The sequence below is a fragment of the Nocardia sp. 2TAF39 genome (genome assembly GCF_052114905.1).
In the GTDB taxonomy this organism is placed as follows: domain Bacteria; phylum Actinomycetota; class Actinomycetes; order Mycobacteriales; family Mycobacteriaceae; genus Nocardia.
In genome coordinates, this window is record NZ_JBFRFQ010000069.1 from 1 (window position 1) to 26,329 (window position 26,329).

At 66.4% G+C, this 26,329-nt stretch carries 24 protein-coding genes and 1 tRNA gene; 13 read left to right on the forward strand and 12 right to left on the reverse strand.

Annotated elements, in window-relative coordinates:
- Positions 1–101: 101 nt before the first annotated feature.
- Entirely contained in the window at positions 102–560 is a 459-nt protein-coding gene (locus AB4Z47_RS28625) for a RidA family protein (RefSeq protein WP_441955469.1), read from the reverse strand.
- A gap of 15 nt (positions 561–575) precedes the next feature.
- Positions 576–737: a DUF4177 domain-containing protein gene (locus tag AB4Z47_RS28630; RefSeq protein ID WP_327111756.1), complete on the reverse strand. Its 162-nt coding sequence runs from the start codon at positions 735–737 to the stop codon at positions 576–578.
- A gap of 802 nt (positions 738–1,539) precedes the next feature.
- On the opposite strand from AB4Z47_RS28630, the gene AB4Z47_RS28635 reads away from it, so the two are divergent.
- On the forward strand, positions 1,540–2,559 hold the full coding sequence (locus AB4Z47_RS28635) for an ArsA-related P-loop ATPase (RefSeq protein WP_441955512.1): 1,020 nt from the start codon (positions 1,540–1,542) through the stop codon (positions 2,557–2,559).
- Positions 2,556–3,695 (forward strand): ArsA family ATPase, encoded by a 1,140-nt coding sequence (locus tag AB4Z47_RS28640; RefSeq protein ID WP_441955472.1) that lies wholly within the window; start codon positions 2,556–2,558, stop codon positions 3,693–3,695. The genes AB4Z47_RS28635 and AB4Z47_RS28640 overlap by 4 nt, the downstream gene beginning before the upstream one ends.
- Before the next feature lie 90 nt (positions 3,696–3,785).
- On the opposite strand, the gene AB4Z47_RS28645 is transcribed toward AB4Z47_RS28640, so the two are convergent.
- Positions 3,786–4,109: a WhiB family transcriptional regulator gene (locus AB4Z47_RS28645; protein ID WP_014981178.1), complete on the reverse strand. Its 324-nt coding sequence runs from the start codon at positions 4,107–4,109 to the stop codon at positions 3,786–3,788.
- Between the two features lie 345 nt (positions 4,110–4,454).
- Here AB4Z47_RS28645 and AB4Z47_RS28650 point away from each other — a divergent pair, with 345 nt between their 5' ends.
- Entirely contained in the window at positions 4,455–6,848 is a 2,394-nt protein-coding gene (locus AB4Z47_RS28650) for a penicillin-binding protein (RefSeq protein WP_441955474.1), read from the forward strand.
- Positions 6,849–6,910: 62 nt separating this feature from the next.
- On the opposite strand, the gene AB4Z47_RS28655 is transcribed toward AB4Z47_RS28650, so the two are convergent.
- The gene (locus AB4Z47_RS28655) at positions 6,911–7,375 is read right to left on the reverse strand and encodes a GatB/YqeY domain-containing protein (protein WP_441955476.1); all 465 of its coding nucleotides are present in this window, start codon (positions 7,373–7,375) and stop codon (positions 6,911–6,913) included.
- Between the two features lie 134 nt (positions 7,376–7,509).
- Between AB4Z47_RS28655 and AB4Z47_RS28660 the strand changes: the two genes are divergently transcribed.
- The 3 genes from AB4Z47_RS28660 to AB4Z47_RS28670 all read left to right on the forward strand — a co-directional run bounded on the left by AB4Z47_RS28660 (position 7,510) and on the right by AB4Z47_RS28670 (position 10,689).
- On the forward strand, positions 7,510–8,472 hold the full coding sequence (locus tag AB4Z47_RS28660) for a metallophosphoesterase (RefSeq protein WP_441955478.1): 963 nt from the start codon (positions 7,510–7,512) through the stop codon (positions 8,470–8,472).
- A gap of 673 nt (positions 8,473–9,145) precedes the next feature.
- Entirely contained in the window at positions 9,146–10,555 is a 1,410-nt protein-coding gene (locus tag AB4Z47_RS28665; protein WP_441955480.1) for a hypothetical protein, read from the forward strand.
- Between the two features lie 60 nt (positions 10,556–10,615).
- Positions 10,616–10,689 (forward strand) — tRNA-Pro (locus AB4Z47_RS28670).
- Between the two features lie 354 nt (positions 10,690–11,043).
- Here AB4Z47_RS28670 and AB4Z47_RS28675 read toward each other — a convergent pair.
- Entirely contained in the window at positions 11,044–13,641 is a 2,598-nt protein-coding gene (locus AB4Z47_RS28675) for an AAA family ATPase (RefSeq protein WP_441955482.1), read from the reverse strand.
- A gap of 580 nt (positions 13,642–14,221) precedes the next feature.
- Between AB4Z47_RS28675 and AB4Z47_RS28680 the strand changes: the two genes are divergently transcribed.
- The 3 genes from AB4Z47_RS28680 to AB4Z47_RS28690 all read left to right on the forward strand — a co-directional run bounded on the left by AB4Z47_RS28680 (position 14,222) and on the right by AB4Z47_RS28690 (position 17,126).
- Entirely contained in the window at positions 14,222–14,773 is a 552-nt protein-coding gene (locus tag AB4Z47_RS28680; RefSeq protein ID WP_441955484.1) for a hypothetical protein, read from the forward strand.
- A gap of 137 nt (positions 14,774–14,910) precedes the next feature.
- On the forward strand, positions 14,911–15,642 hold the full coding sequence (locus AB4Z47_RS28685) for an SDR family NAD(P)-dependent oxidoreductase (protein ID WP_441955486.1): 732 nt from the start codon (positions 14,911–14,913) through the stop codon (positions 15,640–15,642).
- A 260-nt stretch (positions 15,643–15,902) separates the two neighbouring features.
- Complete coding sequence (locus AB4Z47_RS28690; RefSeq protein WP_441955488.1) at positions 15,903–17,126, forward strand: FAD-dependent monooxygenase; 1,224 nt, start codon at positions 15,903–15,905, stop codon at positions 17,124–17,126.
- Between the two features lie 231 nt (positions 17,127–17,357).
- On the opposite strand, the gene AB4Z47_RS28695 is transcribed toward AB4Z47_RS28690, so the two are convergent.
- Positions 17,358–17,981: a TetR/AcrR family transcriptional regulator gene (locus tag AB4Z47_RS28695; protein WP_441955490.1), complete on the reverse strand. Its 624-nt coding sequence runs from the start codon at positions 17,979–17,981 to the stop codon at positions 17,358–17,360.
- Between the two features lie 209 nt (positions 17,982–18,190).
- Positions 18,191–19,411: a cytochrome P450 gene (locus AB4Z47_RS28700; protein WP_441955492.1), complete on the reverse strand. Its 1,221-nt coding sequence runs from the start codon at positions 19,409–19,411 to the stop codon at positions 18,191–18,193.
- Positions 19,412–19,831: 420 nt separating this feature from the next.
- Here AB4Z47_RS28700 and AB4Z47_RS28705 point away from each other — a divergent pair, with 420 nt between their 5' ends.
- Both AB4Z47_RS28705 and AB4Z47_RS28710 read left to right on the forward strand, forming a co-directional pair.
- The gene (locus tag AB4Z47_RS28705; RefSeq protein WP_441955494.1) at positions 19,832–19,975 is read left to right on the forward strand and encodes a hypothetical protein; all 144 of its coding nucleotides are present in this window, start codon (positions 19,832–19,834) and stop codon (positions 19,973–19,975) included.
- 95 nt (positions 19,976–20,070) lie between these two features.
- Positions 20,071–20,514 (forward strand): hypothetical protein, encoded by a 444-nt coding sequence (locus AB4Z47_RS28710; RefSeq protein WP_441955496.1) that lies wholly within the window; start codon positions 20,071–20,073, stop codon positions 20,512–20,514.
- Between the two features lie 210 nt (positions 20,515–20,724).
- Here the strand turns inward: AB4Z47_RS28710 and AB4Z47_RS28715 are convergent, their stop codons facing one another.
- A complete protein-coding gene (locus AB4Z47_RS28715; RefSeq protein WP_441955498.1) occupies positions 20,725–21,825 on the reverse strand; it encodes a Gfo/Idh/MocA family protein in 1,101 nt (366 codons plus the stop codon).
- Between the two features lie 82 nt (positions 21,826–21,907).
- Between AB4Z47_RS28715 and AB4Z47_RS28720 the strand changes: the two genes are divergently transcribed.
- Positions 21,908–22,510 (forward strand): TetR/AcrR family transcriptional regulator, encoded by a 603-nt coding sequence (locus AB4Z47_RS28720; RefSeq protein WP_441955500.1) that lies wholly within the window; start codon positions 21,908–21,910, stop codon positions 22,508–22,510.
- Positions 22,511–22,692: 182 nt separating this feature from the next.
- Here the strand turns inward: AB4Z47_RS28720 and AB4Z47_RS28725 are convergent, their stop codons facing one another.
- The 3 genes from AB4Z47_RS28725 to AB4Z47_RS28735 are packed head-to-tail and all read right to left on the reverse strand — an operon-like array spanning position 22,693 to position 24,019.
- Complete coding sequence (locus tag AB4Z47_RS28725; RefSeq protein WP_441955502.1) at positions 22,693–23,247, reverse strand: hypothetical protein; 555 nt, start codon at positions 23,245–23,247, stop codon at positions 22,693–22,695.
- A gap of 49 nt (positions 23,248–23,296) precedes the next feature.
- Positions 23,297–23,725 carry a nitroreductase family deazaflavin-dependent oxidoreductase gene (locus AB4Z47_RS28730; RefSeq protein WP_441955504.1) on the reverse strand — a complete coding sequence of 143 codons (429 nt, stop codon included), beginning with the start codon at positions 23,723–23,725 and terminating at the stop codon, positions 23,297–23,299.
- Between the two features lie 51 nt (positions 23,726–23,776).
- The gene (locus AB4Z47_RS28735) at positions 23,777–24,019 is read right to left on the reverse strand and encodes a hypothetical protein (protein WP_441955506.1); all 243 of its coding nucleotides are present in this window, start codon (positions 24,017–24,019) and stop codon (positions 23,777–23,779) included.
- On the opposite strand from AB4Z47_RS28735, the gene AB4Z47_RS28740 reads away from it, so the two are divergent.
- The gene (locus AB4Z47_RS28740; RefSeq protein WP_441955508.1) at positions 24,012–24,452 is read left to right on the forward strand and encodes a hypothetical protein; all 441 of its coding nucleotides are present in this window, start codon (positions 24,012–24,014) and stop codon (positions 24,450–24,452) included. The two genes, AB4Z47_RS28735 and AB4Z47_RS28740, sit on opposite strands and share 8 nt — an antisense overlap.
- A 16-nt stretch (positions 24,453–24,468) precedes the next feature.
- Here the strand turns inward: AB4Z47_RS28740 and AB4Z47_RS28745 are convergent, their stop codons facing one another.
- Positions 24,469–25,794 carry an amidohydrolase family protein gene (locus tag AB4Z47_RS28745; protein WP_441955510.1) on the reverse strand — a complete coding sequence of 442 codons (1,326 nt, stop codon included), beginning with the start codon at positions 25,792–25,794 and terminating at the stop codon, positions 24,469–24,471.
- Between the last annotated feature and the right edge of the window lie 535 nt (positions 25,795–26,329).

The window sequence follows — 26,329 nt, forward strand, 5'->3', positions numbered from 1 at the left end:
CGTCCGAGCGGCCGACGCGTCCGCGACGAAGTCGCCAGCGTCGGCCGCTCGGACGCGAGCCACCAGGGGGCCGCGAACACGCCGCGCCCGCGCGGCCAATATCACAGCACTTCGGCGATCAATTCGACCTCGACCGGAGTGTTCCTGGGAAGTTCGGCTACACCGACGGCGGAGCGCGCGTGCTTGCCCGCGTCGCCGAACACCTGGCCCAGGAACTCCGACGCGCCGTTGACGACCACCGGCTGCTCACCGAATCCCGGTGCGGAGGCCACGAATCCGACCACCTTCACTATCCGCACCACCGCATCCAGGCCGACCAGATCATGCACCGCAGCCAGCGCGTTCAGCGCACACAGCCGCGCCGCCTCCTTGGCCGCCTCGATCGAGACCTCGGCGCCGACCTTGCCGACCGCGGACAGCTCGCCGTCCACGAACGGCAACTGGCCGGAGGTGTAGACGAGCGATCCGGTGCGGATCGCAGGAATGTAGGCGGCGACCGGGGCCACAACCGGGGGTAGGGTCAGTCCGAGCTCGGCGAGATTCTTCTCCCAACGGGTCACTGCGTCATCCCCTGTCTACTTGGGCCGCTTGAGGTAGGCGACGTGCTGCTCGCCGGTCGGGCCGGGCAGGACGGTGACCAGTTCCCAGCCGTCGGCACCCCACTGGTCGAGAATCTGCTTGGTCGCGTGCGTCAGCAGCGGCACGGTCGCGTACTCCCACAAGGTCGCATCACTCATGTGCGAGAGCGTACTGTGTTGAACACGCAGCGCCTGCGGCGCTGCGTGTTCGCGGCTACTTGATTGCTCGCATCCGAGCCGCGGACGGGCAATGCTCGGTCTCGCTGACACGAAAATAGCGCATTTCCCCACCCACGGCGGAGCGCGGAGCGCCCCTGAACAGCTTCGCTCGGAAGAGGGGGTCTGCCGAGGTCGACGGTTTCTTGCCGCACCGATCTCGTGGGTCGTATGTTGGCTGGCCTGGCGATTTATATGCTGCCGGACTGGGGTGTCTCCAGACTGGGTGTCTACTGCATACCCATCGCGGGGCGGTCGTCAGGTCGCCCATCCGGCCGGCAGTAGTAGCTCGCCGATCTTCGCAGCGGCTCGTACTCGCCGAAGCCAACATCGCTACATCATCTTCTCCTGCGCGGTCCTCTGCCAGCGGATCTTCGGGCAATTCATGTTGTCCGAGCCGGCGGGCGGTGCGTCACCGAACGCTGCAACAGTCCCTGTGCCGATCTCTGGCGGCGGCCTTGCAGGTGGACAATGCTGACGTTCCATACGTCACACCCGAGTCGGCCCTATGGCACCAATTACCGTCGTGGCCCGTACATCACCAGCGACGACGGCATGTCCGCAATTTCGGCGACGGTTCCCCATCACCAGGTCCGATGTGTGCGTATGTCGTGCTGCCGAGGGACCGCTGCCCCAGCGGCATTGTCTGATACAGCTGCACGTCCTGGACTCGAGACTCGCCGGATCCCTCAGACGTGAACTCAGAACGGGTTATAGGCTCGCGAGCGTGGGAGTACCAACAGTAGTGCCACTTTCGGCGGAGCCGGGGCTGGACACAGGGTGGCCGAAGCGCGCGGAAAAGGCCCGCTTGCACTATGTCTCCGGCAAAGGGGGCACGGGCAAGTCGACGGTGGCCGCGGCGTTGGCACTCGCGCTCGCCGCGGGAGGCCGCCGGGTGCTGTTGGTGGAGGTGGAAAGCAGGCAGTCGATCGCGCAGCTGTTCGATCTGCCACCGCTGCCGCCGACCGAGACCAGGATCGCCACCGCCGATGGTGGCGGCGAGGTGGCCGCGCTGGCACTGGATATCGAACACGCCTTCCTCGAATACCTCGACATGTTCTACAACCTGGGCTTGGCGGGCCGGGCGATGCGCAGGATGGGAGCCATCGATTTCGTCACCACGATCGCGCCCGGTCTTCGCGATGTCATCCTGACGGGCAAGATCAAAGAATGCGCGGTCCGCGTGGACAAGGCCGGCAAGCGGGTCTACGACGAAATCGTGGTCGACGCGCCGCCGACCGGCCGGATCGCAAGCTTCCTCGACGTCACCCAGGCCATGGTCGAGGTGGCCAAGGGCGGGCCGATCGCCTCGCAGGCCGAGGGCGTTTCGAAGCTGCTGCACTCGGATCAGACCATGATTCACCTGGTCACACTGCTGGAGGCGCTGCCGGTGCAGGAAACCGCCGACGCCGTCGCTGAGCTGACGGCCGCCGACCTGCGCATCGGCACGGTGATCGTGAATCGCGCGACCGAGGGCCAGCTACCGCCCGACCTGCGTGCACAGGCCGCGCAGGGTGATCTCGACTCCGACGCCATCCGCACCGGCCTGAGCTCCGCAGGAATCACATTGTCGGACAATGATTTCCGGGGCTTGATCACGGAAACCGTCGAACACTCGGCCACTTTGCAGGCGCAGGACGACAGCGCGGCGGAACTGGCCAAGGTCGACGTGACCCGGCTCTACCTGCCCGCTCTCGCGGACGGGATGGATTTGGGCGGACTCTACGAACTAGCCGAACATCTGAGCGCGCAGGGAGTCCGATGAGCACGCCGAACCCCTCCGTGGCGGCCCCGCTGGACGTGTCGAAGATCCTCGACGACCCGTCGGCGCGCGTCGTGGTCTGCTGCGGCTCCGGCGGCGTCGGGAAGACAACCACCGCTGCCGCGATCGCGTTACGCGCGGCGGAACAGGGACGCAAGGTCGTGGTGCTCACCATCGACCCGGCCCACCGGCTGGCCCAGTCACTCGGCGTCGCCGACCTGGACAACAGCCCGCAGCGGGTAGCACTGGGCCCCGAAGCCGAAGGCGAGCTGCACGCGATGATGCTCAACATGCGTCGCACGTTCGACGACATGGTGCTCGAGCACACCAGCCCGGAGAAGGCGGAGCAGATCTTCGCCAACCCCTTCTATCAGACCGTCGCGTCATCCTTCGGGGGCACGCAGGAGTACATGGCCATGGAGAAGCTGGGCCAGCTGGCCCAGCGGCGCGAGTGGGACCTGATCGTGGTGGACACCCCGCCCTCACGCAACGCCCTAGACTTCCTGGACGCGCCGAAGCGGCTGAACAACTTCCTCAGCGGCCGCATGATCCGGGTGATCATGGCGCCGGGCCGCGGCGTCACCCGGCTGGTGACCGGTGCGATGAGCCTGGCCGTGCGCGCGGTGTCCACCATCGTCGGCGGACAGATGCTCAAGGACGCGGCGAACTTCCTACAGTCGCTGGATTCTCTGTTCGGCGGCTTCCAAGACCGCGCCGACCGCACCTACGCGATGCTGTCGAAGCCCGGCACGCACTTCCTGGTGGTCGCGGCGCCGGAACCGGACGCTCTGCGCGAAGCCTCGTTCTTCGTCGATCGGCTCTCCACCGAGCGCATGCCGCTGGCCGGGCTGGTGCTGAACCGGACGCATCCAGCGCTCAGCTCGCTGTCGGCCGATCACGCGCTGACCGCCGCCGACCAGCTCACGGAGTCCGATCCACTCACCGCGGCGGTGTTGCGCGTCCATGCGCGCCGGGTTGCCACCGACAGGCGGGAACAGCACCTGCTGCACCGCTTCACCGGCGCGCATCCCCGTGTGCCGATCGTCACGGTGACCACGCTTCCGTTCGAGGTTTCCGATCTCGACGCACTGCGCGCCGTCGGCGATCAGCTCACCCGCACCGTCCAGGCAACCATCTGATACTCACTGACCGTTCAGCCGCCTTCAAACGAAACTGAGCCCGCTTCCGCGGGCTCTGTTTCGTTGTTCTGCCAGGACTACCTGCTAGGACTACATCGCCACCTGATGCTGGCGCTGGGCCTGGAAGAAATCGGCCCAGGATGTCACCTCCGGATGCTGCTTCAGCAGCGCGCGGCGCTGCCGTTCGGTCATGCCGCCCCACACGCCGAACTCGACGCGATTGTCGAGAGCGTCGGCACCACACTGCATGAGCACCGGGCAGTGCCTGCAGATCGTCGCTGCTTTGCGCTGCGCCGCACCGCGGACGAACAGCTGATCGGGATCTACTTCTTTGCATCGGGCCTGGGCTACCCAGGCGATTCTTGCTTCGGCCTGCTCCACGTCCAATCGAGCGATGGGGGTTGTCATGTGCATTTGGTGTGCCCCTTTGCAGTCCGAACACCGGTCAACGGCGCTCCAGAATCGCGTGCCACCACCGCAGCAACCCAAACCCCGCTGCGCAGTGCACCACATTCCACATTTGAGTGTTAGCTCTATCACACTGGGTTCTCAATCTAGGTAAAGGTATAGCGCTTGCGCAAGACCGTCCCGAGATTTTTTGGTACGTCCGTCCCTGCAAAGTCGGGCTCACACAGGACGGTCAGGCAGATTCCAGATATGCCGTTCCCCGACACGCCAGAGCCGAATCCACGACACGCCCATGCCGGTTCGCGGATCACCAGTTCCGGCCATCGGACAAATGCCGCCAAGAAGGCGCGGATGGCACCCCGTAGTCTTGGGGTCGTGCCGATCACACATACGCTCGCGAGGCTGGCCGGCAGCTGCGCGCTGGCCGCCGTGCTCGTCGCCGGGTTGTTGTTCCCGCTCGCAGGCGGTTTCGGATTCGTATCCAACCGCGCTGCCGACGCCGTCGACAACGTCTCCGCGGAGTTGGTGGAAGGAACGGTGCCCGCGGTCTCGACCATGGTCGACGCGGCGGGCAATCCGATTGCCTGGTTGTACGAGCAGCGCCGGTTCGAGGTCCCCAGCGACAAGATCTCCAACGACATGAAGCTGGCGATCGTGTCCATCGAGGACCGGCGTTTCGCCGAACACGAAGGCGTGGACTGGCAGGGCACGCTGCGTGCGTTCCTCACCAACACCAGCAGCGGCGAGGTCCAGCAGGGCGCGTCAACGCTGGATCAGCAATATGTGAAGAACTTCCAGCTGCTCGTGGTCGCCAAGACCGACGCCGAGCGCCGCGCCGCCATCGAAACCACCCCGGCCCGAAAGATCCGTGAGATCCGGATGGCGCTCACGCTGGACCGGCAGCTGACCAAAGACGAGATCCTCACCCGGTACCTCAACCTCGTCCCGTTCGGTAATTCCTCTTACGGCATCCAGGACGCCGCGCAGACATATTTCGGCGTCGATGCGGCCGAGCTGAACATCTCGCAGGCCGCGATGCTGGCGGGCATGGTGCAGAGTTCCTCGAAGCTCAACCCGTTCACCAACCCCAACGGCGTGCTGGCCCGGCGCAACACGGTGCTGGACACCCTGATCCAGAACATCCCGAGCCGCGCCAACGAGTTCCGCGAGGCCAAGACCAAGCCACTAGGGGTGCTACCGGAACCCAAAGGCCTGCCACGGGGCTGCATCGCGGCCAACGACCGCGGCTTCTTCTGCGACTACGCGCTGCAGTACCTCGCCAACGCGGGTATCAGCCGCGACCAGATCGACAGGGGTGGCTATCTGATCAAGACCACCCTCAACCCGGCAGTACAGGACTCGGTGAAGCGATCGGTGACCGAGGCGGCCAACCCGAACCTCGACGACATCGCACAGGTCATGTCCGTAGTCGCGCCGGGGCAGGACTCCCATCCGGTGGTCGCGATGGCCAGCAGCCGCACCTACGGCCTGAATCGAGACGCAAGCGAGACCGTGCAGCCCCAGCCGTACTCGCTGGTCGGCGACGGCGCCGGCTCGATCTTCAAGCTCTTCACGACTGCCGCGGCCATGGAGAAGGGTCTCGGCATCGACGCCGAGCTCGACGTGCCGGGCCGGTTCGAGGCCAAAGGTATGGGTAACGGTGGTGCGCGTGGCTGCCCGCCGGCCACCTATTGCGTCGAGAACGCGGGCAAGTACAAGTCGCCGATGTCGGTGACGGAGGCGCTGGCCACCTCGCCGAACACCGCCTTCGTCAAGCTGATCCAGGCGGTCGGAGTCACCCCGGCCGTCGACATGGCGATCCGGCTCGGTATGCGCACTTACACCGAGGCGGGTACGTCCGGCCACGGCAACCAAAGCCTGGCCGACATGATCAAGGACCAGAATCTCGGCTCTTTCACCCTTGGCCCGGTCGCGATCAATCCGCTCGAGCTGTCCAATGTCGCCGCGACACTGGGCTCCGGCGGCCGATGGTGCCCGCCGAACCCGATCAAGGAGGTCGTGGACCGCCAAGGCAGGCAGGTGCCGCTGACCCAGCAGGCATGCGAGCAGGTCGTAGAGCCGGGTCTGGCGAACACCCTGGCCAACGCGATGAGCAAGGACGACATCAGCGGCACGGCCGCGGGCGCGGCTCGATCGGCGGGTTGGAACTTCCCGCTCTCCGGCAAGACAGGCACCACCGAGAGCCACCGTTCGTCGGCCTTCCTCGGATTCACCAACTCGCTGGCCGCCGCGGCCTACATCTACGGCGACAGCCCGACGCCCGGCGAGATCTGCTCGTTCCCGCTGCACAGTTGCGGCGACGGCAACCTGTTCGGCGGTAACGAACCGGCGCGCACCTGGTTCAACGCGATCAAGCCGGTGGTACCCCTGTTCCCGACGCCTGGGCTGCCGCCGCTGGACGACAAGTACGTGCGCGGCTCGAACAACGCCCAGGTGCCCGACGTCGCAGGCAAGACCCAGGGCGAGGCAACCTCCGCGCTGGTCGCCGCCGGCTTTCAGGTAACGTCCGTGACCGGCGCCGGGCCGCAGCCCAAGGGCACCGTGATGGGGACCGCGCCGAACGGCTCGGCGATCCCCGGCTCGGTGATCACGCTCTACATCAGTGACGGCACCGTCCGGGAAGCGCCGCCGCCCGGGCCGCCGCCGGGGCCGCAGCCCGGGCCGCCTGGCCTGCCGATACCGCGGCTGCCACCGATCCCGATCCCGATCCCGATCCCGCGCTGAGTGACCGAAAAGGGGCCGCGAACCATCGCCGGTTCGCGGCCCCTTTCGCGGTTCGCGCGACGCTAGAGTCGCGCCTTCACCGCAGCCGAAATCCGCGAACCGTCGGCCTTTCCCGCCGCGAGACCGGTGGCGATCTTCATGACCTGGCCCATCTGGCGCATGCCGGGCCGCTCACCGATTTCCTCGGCGACCTGCGCGATCGCGGTGTCGGCGAGGTCCGCGACCTCAGCATCGGTCAGTTGGGTCGGCAGGTATTCGTCGATGATGCGCGCCTCGGCGTGCTCGTTCGCCGCCAGTTCGCCGCGCCCAGCCTGGGTGTAGACCTCGGCGGACTCGTTGCGTTTCTTCGACTCCTTCTGCAGTACGGCGACGACCTCGGCATCGGAGAGTTCACGTGCCTCCGAGCCTGCGACCTCGGCGGTCTGGATCGCCGTGAGCAGCATCCGCAACGTGGAAAGGCGCAGCGTATCCTTGGCTTTCATCGCGGCGGTCAGGTCCGTCCGCAGCTGCGATTTGAGTTCCGACATGCAGCTCACGGTAGCCGTTCCGGCGCGGCGGGCCCACCACATTTGCACCGCTGTCGGAATTCCCCAGTATCCGAACCCACGCTTGTGCGGAAACACACCCGGCGCTCCCGCACGGGGTCACCTATGCTGGGCAAATGCCCGTGATCTCGACCTCTGCTGTACGCACGACCGCGCTGGGAGCCGCCGGGGCCGCGGTGGCCGGAATCGGCTACGCCTCGCTGGTAGAACGCAACGCCTTCGTTTTGCGGGAGGCAACCATGCCCGTGCTGGCGCCGGGGTCGTCATCGCTGCGGGTGCTGCACATCAGCGATCTGCATATGATGCCAGGCCAGAAGCTCAAGCAGCAGTGGCTGCGCGAGCTGGACCGCCTGGAGCCCGATTTGGTGGTCAACACCGGCGACAACCTCTCGCACCAGAAGTCGGTGCCCGCGGTTGTCCAAGCCCTCGGCGGATTGCTTTCCCGTCCCGGCCTTTTCATCTTCGGCAGCAATGACTACTTCTCGCCGGTGGCGAAGAACCCGCTGAAGTACTTCAAGAAGGACCACCGCCGCACCTTCGGCGCTCCGCTGCCGTGGAAGGACCTGCGCGCGGCCTTCACCGAGCGCGGCTGGCTCGATCTGACGCACATCCGCCGCGACCTCGAGGTGGCGGGCATCCGGATCGCCACCGCCGGTGTGGACGATCCACACCTGCAGCGCGACCGCTACGACACCATCGCGGGTGCTCCGAACCCGTTGGCCGAACTGCGGATCGGTCTCACCCACTCGCCCGAGCCGCGGGTACTGGACCGCTTCGCCGAGGACGGCTACGACCTGGTGCTGGCCGGGCACACGCACGGCGGCCAACTGTGCCTGCCCGGATACGGCGCACTCGTCACCAACTGCGGCATCGACCGGTCCCGGGTGAAGGGCCCTTCCAAGTGGGGTGGGCACACCCAGCTGCATGTCTCCGCGGGCATCGGCACCTCGCCGTGGGCGCCGTACCGATTCTGCTGCCGCCCAGAAGCGACCCTGTTGACGCTGGTCGCCGCGCCGCCTAGGCGTCCGGGAGCCGGCGAGGGCCAGGGTGTGTCGGCGTCGGAGGCCGTCGCCCGCTAAGGTCCCCTGCCGAGACGAGTGTCAGGTAGGGAAAACGGTGAGTGAATTCGACGACCGGCGCGACGACCCGACGGTTCTGGGACGCCCCGGTGCGTCGCAGCCTCCTCGGCAACAGCCGTTCGGAGCAGCACATTTCGACCCCGACTCGACGAGTCCCGATTCCGATCCCACCGGGCGGCCGAACTCCAGGGCGAATCCGGTAGCGCCCGGGCAGTCCGAAGCACCGCAGGGACAACAGTTTTCGGGCACTGCGTGGTCGGGCAGTTCGAGCGCCGAGGGTCACTCGACTCCTTCCGCACACTGGCGGCCCGGCGCGACCGAGCAACCCCCGGCAAGCGGACCCGCCCGTCCCGCGACACCATGGGGGCGCAGGTCGAATGAGCAAGCGGGCGAACGTGATTCAGATCGGCCCACACCGCACGGAAGTCCGAGCACGGGAGGACCTCAACAGGCGGAACCGCAGTACGACCAGTACGCTCCGACTTCGCGGTGGCAGCCGGGAGTCGGTGCGCCCGAACCGCCACGCGAAGGGAACGCTCCGTCCTATCCGTGGCAGCCGAGCCCGGCCGGTCACGCGGAACCAACACCGGACACGCAACAACTCGGCCACCTGAACCAACCCGAGTCCGGACCGACGGCTCAGCCCGACCCCACCATGCAAAGGCAGCCGGGAATGGACGATCAGGCCGCGCCCACACTCCAGTGGCAACCCCACTCCGCGGAGCCTGCCGCGCCTTCGTGGCCACCCAATGCCGGTTCGGCCGCACAAGCCGATCCGACGCTGCTGGCCCAGCCGTTCGGCGGGCCGCCCGCCGGACAGTGGACATCGAGCCCGCAGCCCGCGCCCGGCCAGGCTGACCCGACCCTGCTGGCACAATCACCCGCCGAATACCGGCAGCCCGGACAGGACGCGACCGGCCGAACCGACGAGACGATGCTGGCCCAACCCCTCGGCGGACACGAGACGCCCGGGCAGCTCGCGCCGGGGCAGCGTGACTTCGGTTCGTCCGAGCCAAGCCTCGGGCAAGCTGGTCCGACCATGTTCGGGCAACCGCTAGGTCCGCTCAACCAGCCCGCGTCCTCCGGTGGCTGGCAGCAGAACGCTGGAACCCCGGGTCGAGGTGGGCCGGAGAACACCACACCGACCTTGCTCGGATATCCGAGTGCCGACGGGTTCGGGCAGCCGGATCCGAACTTGCAATGGCAGCCGGCTTACGGCGGCCCGGAGCAGTACGGGGAAGTGATCCCGCTCGAGCGCTACCGGTCCGGCTACGGCGCTGCGCAGTACGCTCCGCAGGCAGGGTTTCCGGGTTATGGACCGAAACGCAGTGGCCGAGGCAAGACTGTGCTGCTGGTCGGGCTGGTCGTATTGCTGGTGGCCGGCGTAGCGGTGACAGCGGTGGCGCTGGCCAAGCGCGGATCGGATTCCGCGCAGGAGAGCTCACCATCGATGGTGAGCGCACTCACCACCACCGGGGGCGCGCACACCTCCGCGCCGACGACCAAGCCTGCCCCGACGACAACCGCGAGCGGCGCAAGCAATGAGGCCCCGCTGATCCCGGGCTACCAGGTGGTCGTCGCACCGGACCGCGGCGCGGCCTACGACGTGCCCGCCGACTGGGCCATTGCTCCGCAGGGCACCATCGGCGGCTTCGGTGAGCCGCCCAACGCAGTCGCGGGCAAAGGGTACGCCAGCGAAGGCAAGGGCTACTGCCCTGGCTCGACCCGCACCGTCGCCTTCCTCACCGGCTCGGATGACGCCGATTCGGCAAGCGCGGCAATCGAACTCGGTACCAAGACAGCCAAGTTCGCCTACAAGGAATCCCCCGGCGGCACCCCGAGCGCGCCCGCGCCGTTGGCGTCGCTGGACGGATCACAGCACGGCATGTTCGTGGAGACCAAAGGCACCGTCAGCCAGGCCAAGCCCGGCTGCGCCACGGCGTACTCCGTCTACACCGTCGCGTACCCCAGCGAAAACGGAAACTTCGTCATGGTGATCGTCGCCGACACCGGCGTCCCGAACRCCCTCGACACCGAGACCGCCAAGCGCATCTTCACCAGCATCCGGCCACACGAAGGCTGACTGACCTGCCGGTTTAACGTCTCACCCCACCCTGTTGTAAGCTACTCCAGGTTCGATTCACGGGGTGTGGCGCAGCTTGGTAGCGCGCTTCGTTCGGGACGAAGAGGTCGCAGGTTCAAATCCTGTCACCCCGACTCGTGGTTGAGACGACAAGTAGGCCCCTGACCAGTTGGATGGTCAGGGGCCTACTTTGTTGCCGAGAACGAAGACCTCAGCGCCGACATCCGTAGGCAGCGAAAGGCACCATCGGGCCGGAATCCTTCACCAAAATGCCGGAGCCGTCGTCGTCGCTGTCGCCACCCATCATCTTGCGCACGGCGTCCCAATCCTCGACCGGCGCACGTAGTACTGCATTGTCGTAGTGGCGTTCTCATGCCCGAGTGCGACCGCGATCTTGTGCGGCAGCATCCCCTCTATTCGGCACTTCCTGCGCCCGAGTCACGGTGGGGTCGGTCATTATCGTGGCTGTGGGTGTGTTGTGGTGATTTCTAGCGGTTTCGCTGTGGTCGTCGAATGGTCTCGGTCCGGACCTGGTCGACAATGTCTTTGGGGATGTGTTCGATGATGTCCGCACGTGAGGCGATAGCCAGTTTCTGGAGGATTGAGCCCATTTGGGCGTCGATGGTTCTGACCGATTTCCCGCGGCGGGTGGCGATGGCGGAGTTGGTCCATCCGGCGGTGGCCAGGATCGCGACCTGCTGTTCAGCAGAGGTCAGCTCATGCCAGTGCGATGCGGTGGTTCTGCCCGGTCGGGTGGCGATGGTCAGTGTGCCCAGGGCCAGCCGCTGCACCTCGTTGAGTTCCGGGCGCAGAAGGATACCCCGGGTTTCCGCGGCTGCGAATCCGTCGGATCCGAGCACTCGGCGAGCGACGGTGACAGCTTTGCCGGATGCGGCGGCGAATGGGGCACTCTGTTCGAGGGTGATGCCGAGCCTGGTTCGTAGGGTTTCGGCTCCGCCGGCCAGATGGGCGATTTCGGTGGCCGCGGCGATCAGCGTGTTGCGGTCGGGGTTGCCGGCGGTGAGCGAGTCGGCGATGAGGCGCGCCAACGACCAGGTTCGAACCTCCACCCCCAGCCACCCGGCCCACTGGTCACCGGCGGTGAGTTGATATGTCAGCGAGGCCCGTCCAAAGGCCAGCGCTTCGGTGGGGTTGCCGCTGTGCCTGGTCAAGGTGATCGCCAAGGCGAATTCGGCCCAGGACTTTTCCCACGGCGACCCGGATACGCTCGCGCGGTCGAAGTAACGCCGGGTGATCTCGTGGGCCTGTTGCTCGGTTCCCAACAAGCCCGCGGTCACAGCCTCGGCCCCTTCGCTCCTTGACGCAGCGCCGTAGTCGCCGAGGGCCGCGAACTTGTCCCGAGCACGAGTGAAAACGGCGATTGCACGGGCATCGCGGTGTACGACCAGCAGCTCGAACCCCCACGCGTATTCGACGGGGGCAGGCAGGCCGATATCGGTTTCAACGGTGTGCCGCCAGTTCCGCCTGGTATCCGCGTCAGGGAGACAGGCGGCGACGCAGTCCTCGAGCATCCGCTCAGTATCCTCGGGACAGCCTTGGAGCAGGGCGAGCAATGCGATGGTGGCCATGGCCCCGATCTGGAGTTCGGTGGGCTGCGGGGCCGAGGCCCGGGTGGCATCGAGGCAACGCTGAGTCCAGCGACGTATTTCTCCTACCACGCCCCCGACGCCGGCCGATTGCGGGGCAGTGAGCCCGAGACAGATTTCCAGACCGACAGTGGCCTGGCCCGGGGTGGCGATGCTGGTCTCGATCGCTGTCAAAATATTGGCCCAGGCTGCTCGCGTCCACTCCAGCAGGCGTTGTCCGTCAGGGCTGAACCAGTTGGCTGCGACGTAGGCTATTTTGTCGTGGTAGTAGCGGAGGTGTCGGACGACCAACCGAGTGGATTCGCCCGTTCCTGGAGTGACGCCGCGGCGCAGTCGGTCCTGCGCGAACACCCGTAGGCTCTCCACCAGGGAATACCGCACCGTAGTCGGTGTCATGTGCACCGACACCAGCGACCGATCGACAAGACGTTCGAGCAGGGATTCGATCTCCCGCCGGGCCAGGACCACGCTGGGGCTGTCGACACCGGTTGCACGATCCTCGCCGTCGGTCCTCTCATCGTCGGCACAGATGGTTTCGATGGCGTCGAGGTCGGCTCCCACTTCCAACGCCACGTTCCCATCGGTGTCGTCGGGGTTGGTGGCATAACCTGCGGCGAAGACGGACAGGCGTTCGAAGAGCAGCCGCTCTTTGTCGCTACACAGGTTGTAGGACCAAGAGATGACGTCGGTGACCGCTCGATGTCGCGGGTCGGCGCCCGTGTCGGGGCCGCGCGACCAGCGCAGGCGGGTGTCGTCGGCGTGGCCGGTGAGTCCGTGCAGGATCATCGCCAGCGGTTGATGGCGCAGCCGTGCGGCCGCCAACTGGATGTAGAGAGGGTGATTGTCTATGCGGCGGCATATTTCGGCGGCCATCGCGGTCTGGCCCGTGCCGGTGACGGGGTGCTCGGTGAGTTCGGCGCGGTGTTGAAACAGCGCCAGGGCCTGACCGTCCGACAAAGGCGGGACTGCGATCAGGTATTCATCGACCCAGCCGAGAGGTTCACGACTGGTGGCTACGACGGTCAACTCCGGCACCGAGTCAAGGAGTCTGCTGACCACGCGAATACCCCCGTCGAGGACGTGCTCGCAGTTGTCCAGTACCAGCACGGTGCGTGGGACGCGCCCGGTCGGGTCGCTACGCGTGAGGGTGTCGATGAGAGCATCTCCTGCCGATCGTCCGGAGAAGTCGGCCTCGATCACCGCATGGGCGACTTCTTCTTCGACCGCGGCCGTGTCCGAGCCTGTGGCCAGCCGCGCAAGCCGCACCCAAAACACTCGCCTCCCGCCCGCGTCGGCTTGCTCGAACCGGCGCACCGCTTCAGCGGCCAAGCGGGTTTTCCCGATCCCACCCGCACCGGTGAGCGTGATCAACCGGGCCGGGCCCAGCAGGAGACTGCTGATCTTTTCCAGCTCACGATCTCGGCCGACGAAACTGCGTGTGGGGAGCGGAGCTACGCGTTCCCGACGCCTAGCGTGCACGTACGGAAGCATAGTCCCCACAGACGAACACGCTCGGACCACAGGAACCGGGAAACTCCCGGAGTCGGGTGATCTCCCCGATCGGATCGTGTGGTGCTCGAGTTGGATCGGCCGAGGACGACTATTCGCAATAGTTGCCACAGAGCTGCACTTATCTGTCCAGCTCGGCGAACCGGCAGGCACGTTCGCATCGGCCTTCATGGCTGCCCTGTTTTATCCGGCCGTCCGTGAGGCAATTGAAAAGCTTTCGCATGCGATGACGAGGCATAGAAAATTTCCGCAGGTCGGCGAGTGGACGTGGCGAGAAATTGATGAACGATTGCGTCACCAACGGACTTTGTTTCGAAAATGGCAGGACGAACTCGCGGTCCCCGGACTCACGGCTCGATTTGCGGAGCAGGTCCCCGTAGGCCGTTCCCGCGCCGGGAAGCCGGCGTGGCGGGCCCGATAGACCCCGACGCCGTCGGAGGCACCAGACGGGTGCACGGTCGACAATCCGAATTCGACTGGCCAACAGGGTAGTTGAGATTCGTCCAACCAGAGTGCATAGGCTTGGGCGATGCTTGCGCTCTACAGTGCGGTGATCGCGATCGTCACCGGCGCGACCTCGGCGTGGATCGGCTACTACTTCAACGTTCGCAAAGATCGTTTGCAATGGAGCCGTAATCACGCGACACGATGGGACAGTGCACGGCACGAGGCCTATGTTGCGTTCGCGGCTGCCATCAAGCACGAGGTTCGGCTGCATGTGAAGATGGCTGCCGCGATGCACCCCGAGTTATGGCCCGGCCATGAGACGTTGTCCATGTCCGAAGGCTGGCCACTCTTGGCAGCCGCGGAAGACGCACGCGCTGACCTGCTCGAGTCGATCCTGCTGCTTGCTGACGGTCCGACGGTCGACGCAGCGCGGGACTGGCAGCAGAAGGTCTGGGAACTGCGCGTGCTGCACAACGACACCGCGGGGTCCACCGAGGTCATACGCCAGGCTCTGATCCGGGCGTCGGACGCCAGGGACCGCTTCTACGCACGCGCACGACCCGACCTGGGCATTCTGACCGCGCTTCCCGCGCCACAGCTCCTGCCATCGCGTGCCATTTCCGATGTGCCTGATGCGAATACGATCGGCGGCTAGTGTTCGATGCGGCACGGAACAAGCCGGTTCGGCACACGACGCGCCCGATCGAGTCCGCGGACTGTCGGCGACATCGTCGGCCGCGCAACGAATACCATCCTGAGACATTGTTTCCGCATTCGGCGAAAGGTCGGCACATGAGCAAGCCCGTCGATGGGGTCCGCGCAGACAAACCGCTATCCGGGAAGACGGCACTCGTCACGGGGGGCTACACCGGAACGGGACGGGTGATCGCGAAAACGCTTGCTGCGCAAGGGGCACAAGTCGTGGTCCATCATCCGCATTTTCCGGAACCCGCGGCGGACGTGATCAAGGAGATCACGGCCGCCGATGGTACCGTGCTCGGGCTCGCGGCGGATCTCGGCGACCGCGCGGAATACGAGGAGTTGGTGCAGGTACTGCTCGAGGACTGCGGTCGGTGGGATCTGCTGGTCAACACCGCGACGGTGCCCGAGGCCGAACCGTTCGCGAAGATCAGCGGGGAGGCGTTCGACCTCGGCTTCGCGGTGACAGTGCGGGGCGTGTTCCACGGCATGCAGCTGGCCTCGCAGCACTTGGCCGACGACGGCCGGGTCATCACCGTCTGCGAATCCGCCAGCCCCCGCGGCGCACTCTACGACGCGACCCGCGGCGCCGTCGAGCAGCTCGGTCAGGCCGTAGCACCGGAGTTCGCGCCGCGGCGGATTACCGTCAACACGGTCAGCTACGGTGTCGCCGAGACCGGGAATGCGGAGATCGATGCGGTCATCGCGACGATGAGCCAGCCCGCGGAGGTGGTCGCCTACCTGGCAAGCGCGGCGGCGAGCGCCGTGACCGCGCAGGCCATCCGCCTCGACGGCACCGCCCGAGCCGCCGAGGCGCCGCGGTAGATCCGAGCAGCGACGTCGGTGCCCGACCTGGCGGTGGTCGCATACACCCAGGACGCGAAACCCAGCGTGCGGTAGACAGATTCGCCTGGCCCACCTCTTTCCGACACCACCCATAACCGTCCTCCCTCCACGAGTGGCACATGGTTGCAGAAACCATGTGCCACTCGTCGTTTAGACATTTGTGCTAGACAGCTGTGCCAGCCTGTGTTAGACATATGTCTAAGACATTTGAATGAAGTGTGAGTCGGAGGAAACCAGCTATGAGCGTTCAGCCTCGTGTTCTTGTTGCCGGCGGCGGTATCGGCGGTAATGCCGTTGCGCTGCAACTGCTTCGGGCCGGCATTCCGGTCACCGTCGTGGAGCGGGCCGCGGCGCCGCGCCCCGGCGGACAGGCCGTCGACCTGCGCGGCCCGAGCCGGGAGGTGGCCGAGCGCATGGGGATGATGCCAGGGATCCGCGACTATCAGCTGGACGAACGCGGCATGCGCTATGTCGACGCCGAAGGTCGCGAGATCCTGCGCATGTCCGCCGAGCTCTTCGAAGGCAAGGGCGCGGTCGCCGAAATCGAGATCACCCGTGGCGATCTCAACCAGGTGTTGCTCGATCTGCTCGCCGCCGAGGGCGGTGTCGACTACCGCTATGGGGAGTGGATCACCGAAATCCGGCAGGATGACGCGGGGGTGGACGTGACGTTTGCCTCCGGCGCCGCCGAGCGGTTCGACATCGTGATCGGCGCGGACGGTCTGCACTCCGCTACCCGCCGCATGGTATTCGGTCCCGAGGAGCGATTCGCCACGTATCTGGGCGGATACATGTCCTTCTTCACGCTGGCATGTCCGAAAGACCTGGTGCCGCATTGGTTCACGATGCACTCGCTGGTCGGCGCCACCGGGCTCGGCCTGCGCCCGGACGCCGACCCGGCCACCTGCAAGGCGCTGGTCGTGCTGCGCTGCCCCGCGGATCCCGCACTGCACCGCGACATTACGGCTCAGCAGAACTTGATCCGCGAGCGGTTGGCCGGCGGCGGCTGGGAGTCGGCACGCATCGTTGCCGCGATGGCCGACGCACCGGATTTCTACTTCGACGAGCTGGCCCGGATCGACATGCCGACCTGGGTCGAAGGCCGGGTGACACTGCTCGGCGACGCAGGCTACTGCGGCTCGCCGCTGACCGGCCAGGGCACCGCCATGGCACTGGTCGGCGCGTACGTCCTCGCCGGTGAGATCGCCACGCACGCGGGCGATCCGAAGCAGGCCTTGGCTCGCTACGAACAGGTGTTGCGCCCCTTCGTCAAGACGGCGCAGGAGCTGCCGCCGGGCGGCGTGAAGTCCATGACCCCCAAGTCCCGCTTCGGTATTCGCGCCGGTCAGACCTTCAGCAAGCTGATGGCCTCGAAGCCGATGCGTCCAGTCATGATGAAAATGCTCGCCAAGACCGAGTCCTACGACCTGCCCGACTACTCAGCGCTGAATGCCGCCCGCTAGGCGATCGACCGGGCCGTCTCCGCACGGCCCGGTCAACGTCGGCTGTCGAATGGTGCGCAGGATGTGCGGCACGATGCACCGTTCGGCAATCGGTCGACGGCTACGGTTGCCACAGAAGGTGCATAATCAGCGACCGACTTTCCAGTGCGAACGGCTTCCACTCAGCGCAGGTCAGCAGGTTTTCGACGCCTCGAACCCCGCGTGGTCGCGCCGCGAATGTGCTCGCCCGTTTCACCTTCCGCCGGAATGCCGACCTTCAGCTTCTCCATCGATCGTGGTCCGCTCGTCCAGCAGGAACGGGAGCACGAAGTTTCGCAACATGGCGCGCTCGTCGTCCTCGCCCGCGCCGGGCAGCGTCAGCAGCGATACCATCGCGCGGACCACCCACCGGCCGACGCGCTGGGCGGCGGGCACTGGCAATTCCGGGCGAAATCCAGTGACGAAGTTCGCGGCGAGCGCGTCGACCACACCTGGCGAGTTCGACAGCTGGGCCACGATGCCCACATTGGAGGGTTCGAACCATACGGCCAGATGCGGCGTCTTGCGTACCTCGGCGAGCAGCGCGGTCAGCGTATCGAGCAACTGCTCCCCCGGTTCCTGGCTCGCCGAGATCGCACGGTCGCGCCACACTCGCTCGACCAGCTGACGCGCCTCCCTACCCGCGAAGGCCACGTAGAGGGCCTGCCGATTCTCGAAGTAGCGGTACAGCGTCGCCCTGGAGCAGCCTGCCGCATCGGCGACTTCGGCCATTCCGACGCCACTGACACCCTTGTCGAGGAACAGCGTGCGGACCGCGTCGAGAATGCGCTCGCTCGCCAGTTCGGCGCGGCCGTCGGCCAGCCAGTCGCCGCTCATGCCGTGTCCCCCTCGGCATGCRCGGGCCCTCCGTGGCTACGCAAGCTACCGCCGCCGGGCCTGACGCTCATGCTGTATCCCCCTCGGCATGCGCGGGCCCTCCGTGGCTACGCAAGCTACCGCCGCCGGGCCTGACGCTCATGCTGTATCCCCCTCGGCATGCGCGGGCCCTCCGTGGCTACGCAAGCTACCGCCKCCGGGCCTGACGCTCATGCCGGGCACCGGAACGGCAGGGTGATCGGCCTGCGGACGTAGGGGCCGTTGGCGTACTCGACGCTGTCGATATCCACCACGTAGTCGGGGAATCGATCGAGCAACTCCTCCAGCGCGACGCGGGCCTGCATGCGCGCGGCGGCCGCGCCGAGGCAGTGGTGCGGTCCATGACCGAAGGTGAGTATCCGCTGCGGATTCCGGTCGATGTCGAGGTCCGCCGCGTCCGCGCCGAACGTCCGCTCATCCCGATTGGCGGAACCGAACACCAGCAGTACCTTGCGTCCCGCGGGCACCGTCGTGCCGTCCAGCTCGATGTCCCGCGTCGTAGTCCGGGCCAATCCCTGTACCGGCGAGGTCAGCCGGGCGAACTCCTCTACGGCGATCCGAATCCGGTCCTTGTCCGCGGCAAGCGCGGCACGCTGCTCCGGATGCTGTTGCAGCAACTGCACCGCGCCGCCGAGCAGACCCGTTGTCGTGTCGTTTCCGCCCGCGACCATCGTCCAGGTGTAGGCGAGAATCTGCACCAGGCCACGCACATCCGAGTCGTCAGCGGCCATGCCCGCCTGGACCAGCAGCGACACGGTGTCGTCACCGGGGTCGATGCGCCGACGTTCGATCAACTCGGCGAAGTACCCCATCATCTCCATCGAGGCCGCCTGGGCCCGGGTGTTCGCACGGTCGATGCTGCCCGCGACCACCGCGTCGGTCCACCCGTCGAACCGGTCCCTGTCCTCGGCGGGCACACCGAGGTAGTACGCCACCACCATGCTCGGCAGCGGCTTGAACAGCTGCTTGACGATATCGCCGCCACCCTGACCGGCGATCCGGTCTAGGCGATCGCGCACGAACCGGCGGACCACCGGCTCGACCTCCTCGACCTGACGCGGCGTGAACCCGCGGGCGACCAGCTTGCGGAAGTCGGTGTGCTGCGGCGGATCCTGCATCACCAGCGGTGGATTGTCGGCCAGGCCCAGCTCGTCGAGTTCGCCGTATTCCACGGTCAGGCCGTCGCGCGAGGAATACGTTTCGCTGTCGCGCGCCGCCGCGTATACGTGCTCGTGGCGGGTGAGTACCCAGTAGTCGTTCTCGGGACGCCCGGCCGGGACCACGTGATGCACCGGATCCCGCTCCCGCAGCGCGGCATACATTCCCCACGGCGATCGCCACGTCGGGCCGGAGCTGAGCTCGAAGACGGGCCGATACGCATCGATCAACATGTAGCGACAGTAAGACAAAATACCTAAAGTGTCTAGAACGTGTTCCATAACAGCCGACCGAGCCGATCACTCTCCGAACCGGCCCGGCCCCGCCGCATCGGGACCGTCGCTGCACGCCCATGGTTACCTTCGGCAGCGGCAACACCCTCTCATCGCCGGTCAGCTTCAGGAAGAGCCAGCGCGAGTGACACGCTCCGTGCCCCCGGACCTGCCGGGCCGGCCCGCGTGGACCGGCCCGGCAAGCACCCGCGTGACGCAACCGGTCACCCCTCGAGACAGGTCACGCCAGGTCCTCCACCGTCGGTGACGGCTTGTTGTCCTTCCCGTTTCCGGTGTGGACACAAAGAACAATGCAATCGCGGGCTTGGCGTGCACTTAAGAACACCTTGCAAGATCGAAATCGCAGGTAGAGAGATCTTTATGGCGGAACCCGCGGAGTCGCACCACGCGGTCTCGGTTCGCGGGATGATGGAGACAGGGACGCCGAGAAGATCGGAAGCGACGATGGAAACCCTGGTGGTCTGGATACTGGCCAGCCTGTTCTACTGGTGGGGCCTGCTGTAAGTGATCCGAAACCTGGCCGACCCCGGCCAGGTCTACTACAATCGGTCGTAGGTTTGCTCCAGTCGAACGCACACCTCGCCGATCGGAGAGTCGTCATGGCTCAGTCGCCCGCAGCACGGCCGTACACTCGCCCCGGTTCCGCTTACACCGAATTGCGCTGGGCCACCGCCGTCTTTGCCGTCGCCCTGCTCACCCACGGTGCCGATCATCTGCGCCGCGGGATGAACACCGTGCCCACGACCGTAATGGCGTTGGGCACCGTGCAATTCATCCTCGCGGTCACAACGATCGTGCTGGTTTTCCTGCGGCACCGCCACGCCCCGATCGCCGCCGTCATCGTCGGCTTCGCGAGCGCGGCGGGATTCGTCCTGGTCCACCTCTTCCCGGACTGGTTCGGACCGTTCAGCGACAGCTTCATCAACCCGCCCGCCGCGGCGAAGGTCAACGGATTCTCCTGGTTTGCCGCAATTTTCGAGATCATCGCCGATCTGGCGATCGGAATCGCCGGATTGCGCGCCCTTCGCGCGTTCGCACAGTAGCGCGCAAAAGGCTTCAGTACAGCAACCAGCGACGCTTCGCTTCCGGCCGGCTGGCCGGCTCGACCGGGTTCACACCCGGCGGCTACACCTGACTCGGCGACGTTCGAATTGCCGCCGGGGATCAGCACGACCGACAGCGCGGCCGACTGGGCATTGTCTCCCAAATCGCGAGTCCGGTCGTGCCGGCCACGGACGAGACGTCGAGTTTCTTCAGGAGGTGGACACTCGTGTCGCAGTATCGGCCGAACTACGGATGGCGTCGAGCAGGCGGTGCATGTGGACCCCGTCATCGAAGGTCGGGGCCGTCGAGGTGTCGGTTCGAATGTCCTGTGCCAACGCCGCATACAGTCTCGCGACGTTACCGACTTCGGTGCCGAACGTCATTTCCGCCAGCGGATCCTCACCCTGCAGCGGCTGCCATGTGCCCTCACCGCGGGAACCCAGCAGTTGCAGTTCACTCAGCGAGATACCGCCCGGCCCGTTGGCGCCGGAGACGATCGCCAGATCGCCTGCGGTGCCCGAGATCTCGATCCGGGTGCGACCGTTGGTCATCTTGGAGTCGTGGATGTGAGCCGACACCACGACTCCCTCCGCCGTGACGGCGTCGAGTAGCAGATGATTCGGAGTGGTGACATCGATTGCCGCGCCGGTTTCCTCGATCACCGCATGCGGGTGGCGGATAGCGAGCCTGGCCGACAGATCGGTGAAATCGCCGACCAGGTACTCGACCACGTCAAGCGTGTGCCCGCCGACAACCTCCAGGATGCCCGCCCCATTACTCCGGTCGAGGGTGTAGGCCGCCCAGGCCGGTACCTGCGTGCCCGCGCCCAGGTGACGTGCGGAGTACACGGTCGCCGAAACAACCTTCCCCACAAAACCTTCCGCGAGCAAGCGGCGGGCGCGGACGATCGCCGGCGAGTATCGGGTCTGCAGGCCGACCGCGTGGCGGACGCCCGCGTCCTCGGCGAGCTCGGTCAACGATTCGGCCTCGACAGTGTTCAGTGCGAGCGGCCACTCACAGTAGACATGTTTGCCCGCCGCCAGCCCCAAGCGGATCAGCTCCGCGTGTGCGGGCACCTTCACCGTGATCACAACCAGGTCGACCTCGGGATCCTCTGCGAGCTGGCGCGGATCGGTGAAAGCGTGCGTCGCGCCGAACAGCCGCGCCGCCCGCTGTGCGCTCTCCGCACGGCTCGTCCCGACGGCGGTTATCCGGAAGGCCCCGAGGGCTCGCAGCGCGGGAACATGTGCGCGCGCAGCCCAGCCGCGGTCGGGACCGGCGCCTATGATGCCCACCCGAATCGGGTCCATGATCACTCCTTCAGATAAGCGGACCTACGAGGTCCGTTTTACCTAATCGGACTCCACAAGTCCAGTTGCTATGCTGGCGGACGTGATCACCGCCGTGGATCGACTACTCGCCGACGAGGCCGGTCAACCACCCCGTGCCGATGCCCGACGCAACCTCGAGCGTCTGGTCACGGCGGCGCGGTCGGCGTTGGCCGAGGTCGGGGTCGAGGTCACCGCGCAGGAGATCGCCCAGCGCGCCGGAGTCGGCAAGGGCACCTTCTATCGGCGGATTCCCTCGCGGGAGACGCTGCTGCAGGTTGTCCTGGAGGAGGTGCTGGGTGACATGATCGCTAGCGCCGACCGCGCGATCGCCGACCCCGATCCATGGCACGGGTTCACCGACTTCGCCTCGGTGTATGTGCGACTGCGCGCGGAGAGCTGCGGCGCGAACGAGGCGCTGGGCGGTGCCGGTATCCCGGGCCTGGATCGATTGCTAGCCGAAATACGCACGCGGATCAGGCATTTGGTCGAAGCCGCGCAACGTGCGGGCGAGATGCGACGCGATATCGCCTGGCAGGACGTAGCTTTCCTGCTCGCGGGAGTCTCGACCGACTCGCACACCATCGGACTACAGAGCGACAGCGGCCAGTGGACCCGCAACCTGCGGATCGTCCTGGACGGACTCAGCGACCGCAACCGTTCCTAGCGCGTCTGCCGAATATTCGGTGTCGACCGGCGAAGATCGGCTGGTGACGTGGATAGGTGTGAATATTCTGATGAGTTCTGGGCGGCTGCCGAACCGGTGATGCCCTCGGATATCGGCGGGCGAGGCAACAGGTTCGGTGATGATCGGTTGATACTGTTCGGGCTTGGTGTTGCGGTTTCGTCTCAGCGGCCCAGGCTGATCGGAAGCGCGCCGCGGTGCCCGGTCCGGCGGCCGCAGGCCGTCAACGCCAGCACACCATGCCCCTGAACGCGGTTGTGCGGGCCCAGCTGGGCAGGACTGACCGATGCTCGATCGGCGATCCGGAACGGTGTCGCGACATCAGGGATGCCCGTGCGCTGCTGGAACCGGCGCCAGATGGCGGCGAGCGCCTCTGCCGCCGACGCACCGTTTTCGTGGTCGTCATAGTCGTAGCCCTCGAGCATCTGGTGCCGCACCCAGGCGTCGGCCGGAAACCCGTTGTCGCGTAGCCAATCCTCGATCGGTTCGAGTAGCAAGCCCTGCTCCAGCGGGTGTACGGTGCCGATGTCGGCCGAGCCGGTGACGGACTTGTTCCAGTCGAAGTAGAAGTACCGCTGAACCTTGCCGTACTCGGCAATGCACCATCCCCACCAGTCTCCACACCCTCCGTCCTCGACGCACGCGTACCACTGCGCGGCACCGAATTTGCGGCTCAGCTCCACGCAAAAGGCTTGCCGCGCAGCGTGTTCGTCTACCACGGAGTCATCGACGGCATCCTCCGCCGAAGGTAGTGGGGGTATCCCCAGGTCAGAGGCGGCGCAGCGCTAGGACCGGGATTGTGCGAATGCCTTTTGTCTTCTCCGCGTAACCGGCGAAGCCTGGATAGCGCCGCCCCTGCTCGGCGTAGATCCGGTCTCGCTCCGCGCCGGTCACCTCGGTGACGGTCACCGGGTAGGTCTCGGTGCCGCGTTCCACCTCAGCCGCACCAGCCGTGGTCAGGTTGTAATACCAGTCGGGGTTGGTGGACGCTCCCGCTTTGGAGGCGAAGACGTAAATGAGGTCGGGATTCTGCTCGTCCGGCAGGTACATCATGGGGCTCACCAGTTCCCGTCCGGTCTTGCGGCCGCGGTGATGTACCAGCACGACGGGGGCGCCCTCGAAGGGGCCGCCGACGCGGCCCTGATTGGCGCGGAACTCGGCGATAATGTTGGTGTTCCAGTCCTGTGGGCTGCTCATGTCATGCATTCTCCTTCGTCGGGTGTACCGCGATCGGCAGTCTGGTCGGATTCACCAGGTGGCGAGTCGTCGGGCGGCGGCTTCCCAGTTGTCGGCGATCTGTTCGAGTGGAATGTGCTGGTTTCGGGTTTGGTGCAGAACCAGGTCGGCGCCGAGGCCGGCGAGTAAGAGCTGGGCGGTGAGCGTGCGATCACCCGGTGTGTCGGCTTGCCCGAGCAGCACGGTGACGTGCTGGAGTGCGACCGGGTAGGCGCCGTGGTCGTAGACCGGGCCGGCCGCAGCGACGATGTCCACCTTGGAGTGCGATGGTCGGCTGCCGGATGAGCCGCGATGGCGGCGGTGGGCGGCCTGGTCGGCGGGGACAGGGATGGTGGCCCGGATGCCGTGTTGTCGCAGCCAGGTGCGGTTGGCGCGCGAGGAGTATGTCTTTGTCGGCCAGCACCCGATGCGGGCGCAGGCGTGGTCTGCCGTGGTCGACCCGCGGGACGGTGATGGCGTCGAGCACCGCGGTGAATTGCGGGCTGTCACCGGCCTGGCCGGGTGTGAGCAGCATCGCCAGTGGCTCGAGTCCCTGCTCGCAAGCCAGGTGGAGCTTGGTCGTCCAACCGCCCCTGGACCGGCCCAGGGCGTGGTCGGCAGGCTCGTCGCCGCCCGCCGCGCTGGGTGGTTCGCTCTGTTGGTCACCGGCGCGGCGGGCTCCAGCGGCGGGCTGATGGGCGGTCCATAAGCTATGGGACCCGCGTTCAGGGGGCCTTCCTCGGGTCGAAGTTGGACCAGCGTTCGCGCACGGCTGCCACGACCTGGGCGACCTGGGCGTCGAAAGCGTCGAGCTGCTCAGCTTCGGCAGCGCTCGCGACGAAGGCGCGTCGATCGCAGGCTGTGCCCGCGCGCCATAAACGCTCGATCGCGCGTGTTGCGGTGATGTCCGTCAACGGGTTACCGGACACGAGGACCAGGTCCGCGCGTTGCCCGGGCGCGACACGTCCTCGGTCTGCGAGGCCGAACACTCGTGCCGGTTCGGTTGTGGCAGCGGCCAGGGCCTGTGCCGGGCTGATGCCGCATCGGACAAGGAGTTCCAGCTCCCGGTGCAGGCTTGCTCCGAACACGGTCCCTGGATTCGGGGCGTCGGTGCCCGCCAGCAGAGTGACCCCCGCATCGGCCAGTCGCCGCACGTTGTCCTCGGCCCGCGAGTAGGGCGGCATTTCCCGGCCACGCCATCCCGAGACACTCGAGCTCAACCGGCGTGCCCAGGCGTCCCCGAGCGCCTCAGCGAGCCGCGGGTCCCCTACCACTGCTGCGCCACCCGGTTCACCAAGGGTGTTCTCGATGGTAGCCAGCGTCGGACCGACCACGATTCCGGCCTCGGCCATGCGTTCGACCAGGGTCTTGTCCAGCTCGGCGTCCGCGGGGACGTGGGCCACCACGTCGACACCGGCGGACACGACCTCCTCGACACCGGCCGTCGAGCTCACGTGAGCGACGACGACTAAGCCGCGGGCGTGCGCGGCAGTGACCAGTGCCTTGATGGTTTCGGAGTCCAGCGACGGCCATAGACCCCCGGTACCGGAGATGATCTTCAGATAGTCGGAGCCCTCCGCGATCCGTTCCGCGACGAACTGCTCGGCCTGGCCAGCGGCGGTCAACGTCGGGAACGGGGCATACATCATCGACGGGTGCCCGCCGGGCGCGGTGGCACCGACACCCGAGGAACGCACATCGGCCACGTCCGGACGGGAGCCGGCCTGCTCCTTGGCCCTGGCCACCAGGTCGGGTTTGCTGAACATGTCGAGAACGGTGGTAACGCCGAAGGTCAACGATTGCGCGAGGGCGCCGGGAACGAGGTGCACGTGCGCGTCGATCAGACCGGGAAGCACAGTCCCGCCACCCGCGTCGATCACTTCGTCGCCTTCTTGGGCGGCCGAGTCCGCCGAGCACTCGGTTATCAGGCCGTCAGCGAACCGGACCGAAGTCCAGTCCTGCGACTTCGTCCCGTCGAATACCTTCGCGTTCACAATTGTTGTTGCCGCGGCCCGCCGGCGCCGCTCTGACACATGCACCGGTTCCACCATGCTGACCCCTTCCACGCTGGCTGATGGCGTCTACTCGCCCTGGCCCGCCACCGCCCCGCGCAGATAACCCCGGCATCTACGACCTGATTACGGCAGCCTGCCATGCGGCCGGGTTCACCCTCCGCGTGGGGCCGACTCTGACCCGGGTCCAAGACCTCCTTGCCGGACCTGTTGCCTCCGAAGGGTGCTGGACCCTGCTCCCCGCCGGCGTCGTCTCGCAAGACTCCACCGCCGTCGCCCTCATCCAGCCCGACCCACCGATCCGCGTTCCCGCCGCACTCGCACTACCCGACCCCACACCCCGCGCTGAGCCTGCTCACCGCTGCACAGACCAGCACAGCAAGCAAGCAGGGACGTCGAACGGTAGTTGACTCTGCAACTATCGTTAGCCTCGGCCATTCACGCTAATTCCGGCACTGCGTGCCGGAATTAGGGAAAAGGTGCTCTGAACTGCGATAATTCGATTTGTCTAGGACCGAAGTTCGCAGTTGCAGGAGCACCTTCTCGGTGAAGCAGTCTATGTCGTGGTACCCGT

What these genes read in the sequence shown, in the direction of transcription:
- AB4Z47_RS28640 (WP_441955472.1), top strand. Translation starts at nt 2,556, where the DNA reads ATGAGCACGCCGAACCCCTCCGTGGCGGCCCCGCTGGACGTGTCGAAG.
- AB4Z47_RS28685 (WP_441955486.1), top strand. Translation starts at nt 14,911, where the DNA reads ATGAGCAAGCCCGTCGATGGGGTCCGCGCAGACAAACCGCTATCCGGG.
- AB4Z47_RS28700 (WP_441955492.1), bottom strand. Translation starts at nt 19,411, where the DNA reads ATGTTGATCGATGCGTATCGGCCCGTCTTCGAGCTCAGCTCCGGCCCG.
- AB4Z47_RS28715 (WP_441955498.1), bottom strand. Translation starts at nt 21,825, where the DNA reads ATGGACCCGATTCGGGTGGGCATCATAGGCGCCGGTCCCGACCGCGGC.
- AB4Z47_RS28705 (WP_441955494.1), top strand. Translation starts at nt 19,832, where the DNA reads ATGGCGGAACCCGCGGAGTCGCACCACGCGGTCTCGGTTCGCGGGATG.
- AB4Z47_RS28655 (WP_441955476.1), bottom strand. Translation starts at nt 7,375, where the DNA reads ATGTCGGAACTCAAATCGCAGCTGCGGACGGACCTGACCGCCGCGATG.
- AB4Z47_RS28730 (WP_441955504.1), bottom strand. Translation starts at nt 23,725, where the DNA reads ATGAGCAGCCCACAGGACTGGAACACCAACATTATCGCCGAGTTCCGC.
- AB4Z47_RS28660 (WP_441955478.1), top strand. Translation starts at nt 7,510, where the DNA reads ATGCCCGTGATCTCGACCTCTGCTGTACGCACGACCGCGCTGGGAGCC.
- AB4Z47_RS28645 (WP_014981178.1), bottom strand. Translation starts at nt 4,109, where the DNA reads ATGCACATGACAACCCCCATCGCTCGATTGGACGTGGAGCAGGCCGAA.
- AB4Z47_RS28695 (WP_441955490.1), bottom strand. Translation starts at nt 17,981, where the DNA reads ATGAGCGGCGACTGGCTGGCCGACGGCCGCGCCGAACTGGCGAGCGAG.
- AB4Z47_RS28745 (WP_441955510.1), bottom strand. Translation starts at nt 25,794, where the DNA reads ATGGTGGAACCGGTGCATGTGTCAGAGCGGCGCCGGCGGGCCGCGGCA.
- AB4Z47_RS28650 (WP_441955474.1), top strand. Translation starts at nt 4,455, where the DNA reads ATGGCACCCCGTAGTCTTGGGGTCGTGCCGATCACACATACGCTCGCG.
- AB4Z47_RS28740 (WP_441955508.1), top strand. Translation starts at nt 24,012, where the DNA reads ATGTCCACCTTGGAGTGCGATGGTCGGCTGCCGGATGAGCCGCGATGG.
- AB4Z47_RS28630 (WP_327111756.1), bottom strand. Translation starts at nt 737, where the DNA reads ATGAGTGATGCGACCTTGTGGGAGTACGCGACCGTGCCGCTGCTGACG.
- AB4Z47_RS28690 (WP_441955488.1), top strand. Translation starts at nt 15,903, where the DNA reads ATGAGCGTTCAGCCTCGTGTTCTTGTTGCCGGCGGCGGTATCGGCGGT.
- AB4Z47_RS28710 (WP_441955496.1), top strand. Translation starts at nt 20,071, where the DNA reads ATGGCTCAGTCGCCCGCAGCACGGCCGTACACTCGCCCCGGTTCCGCT.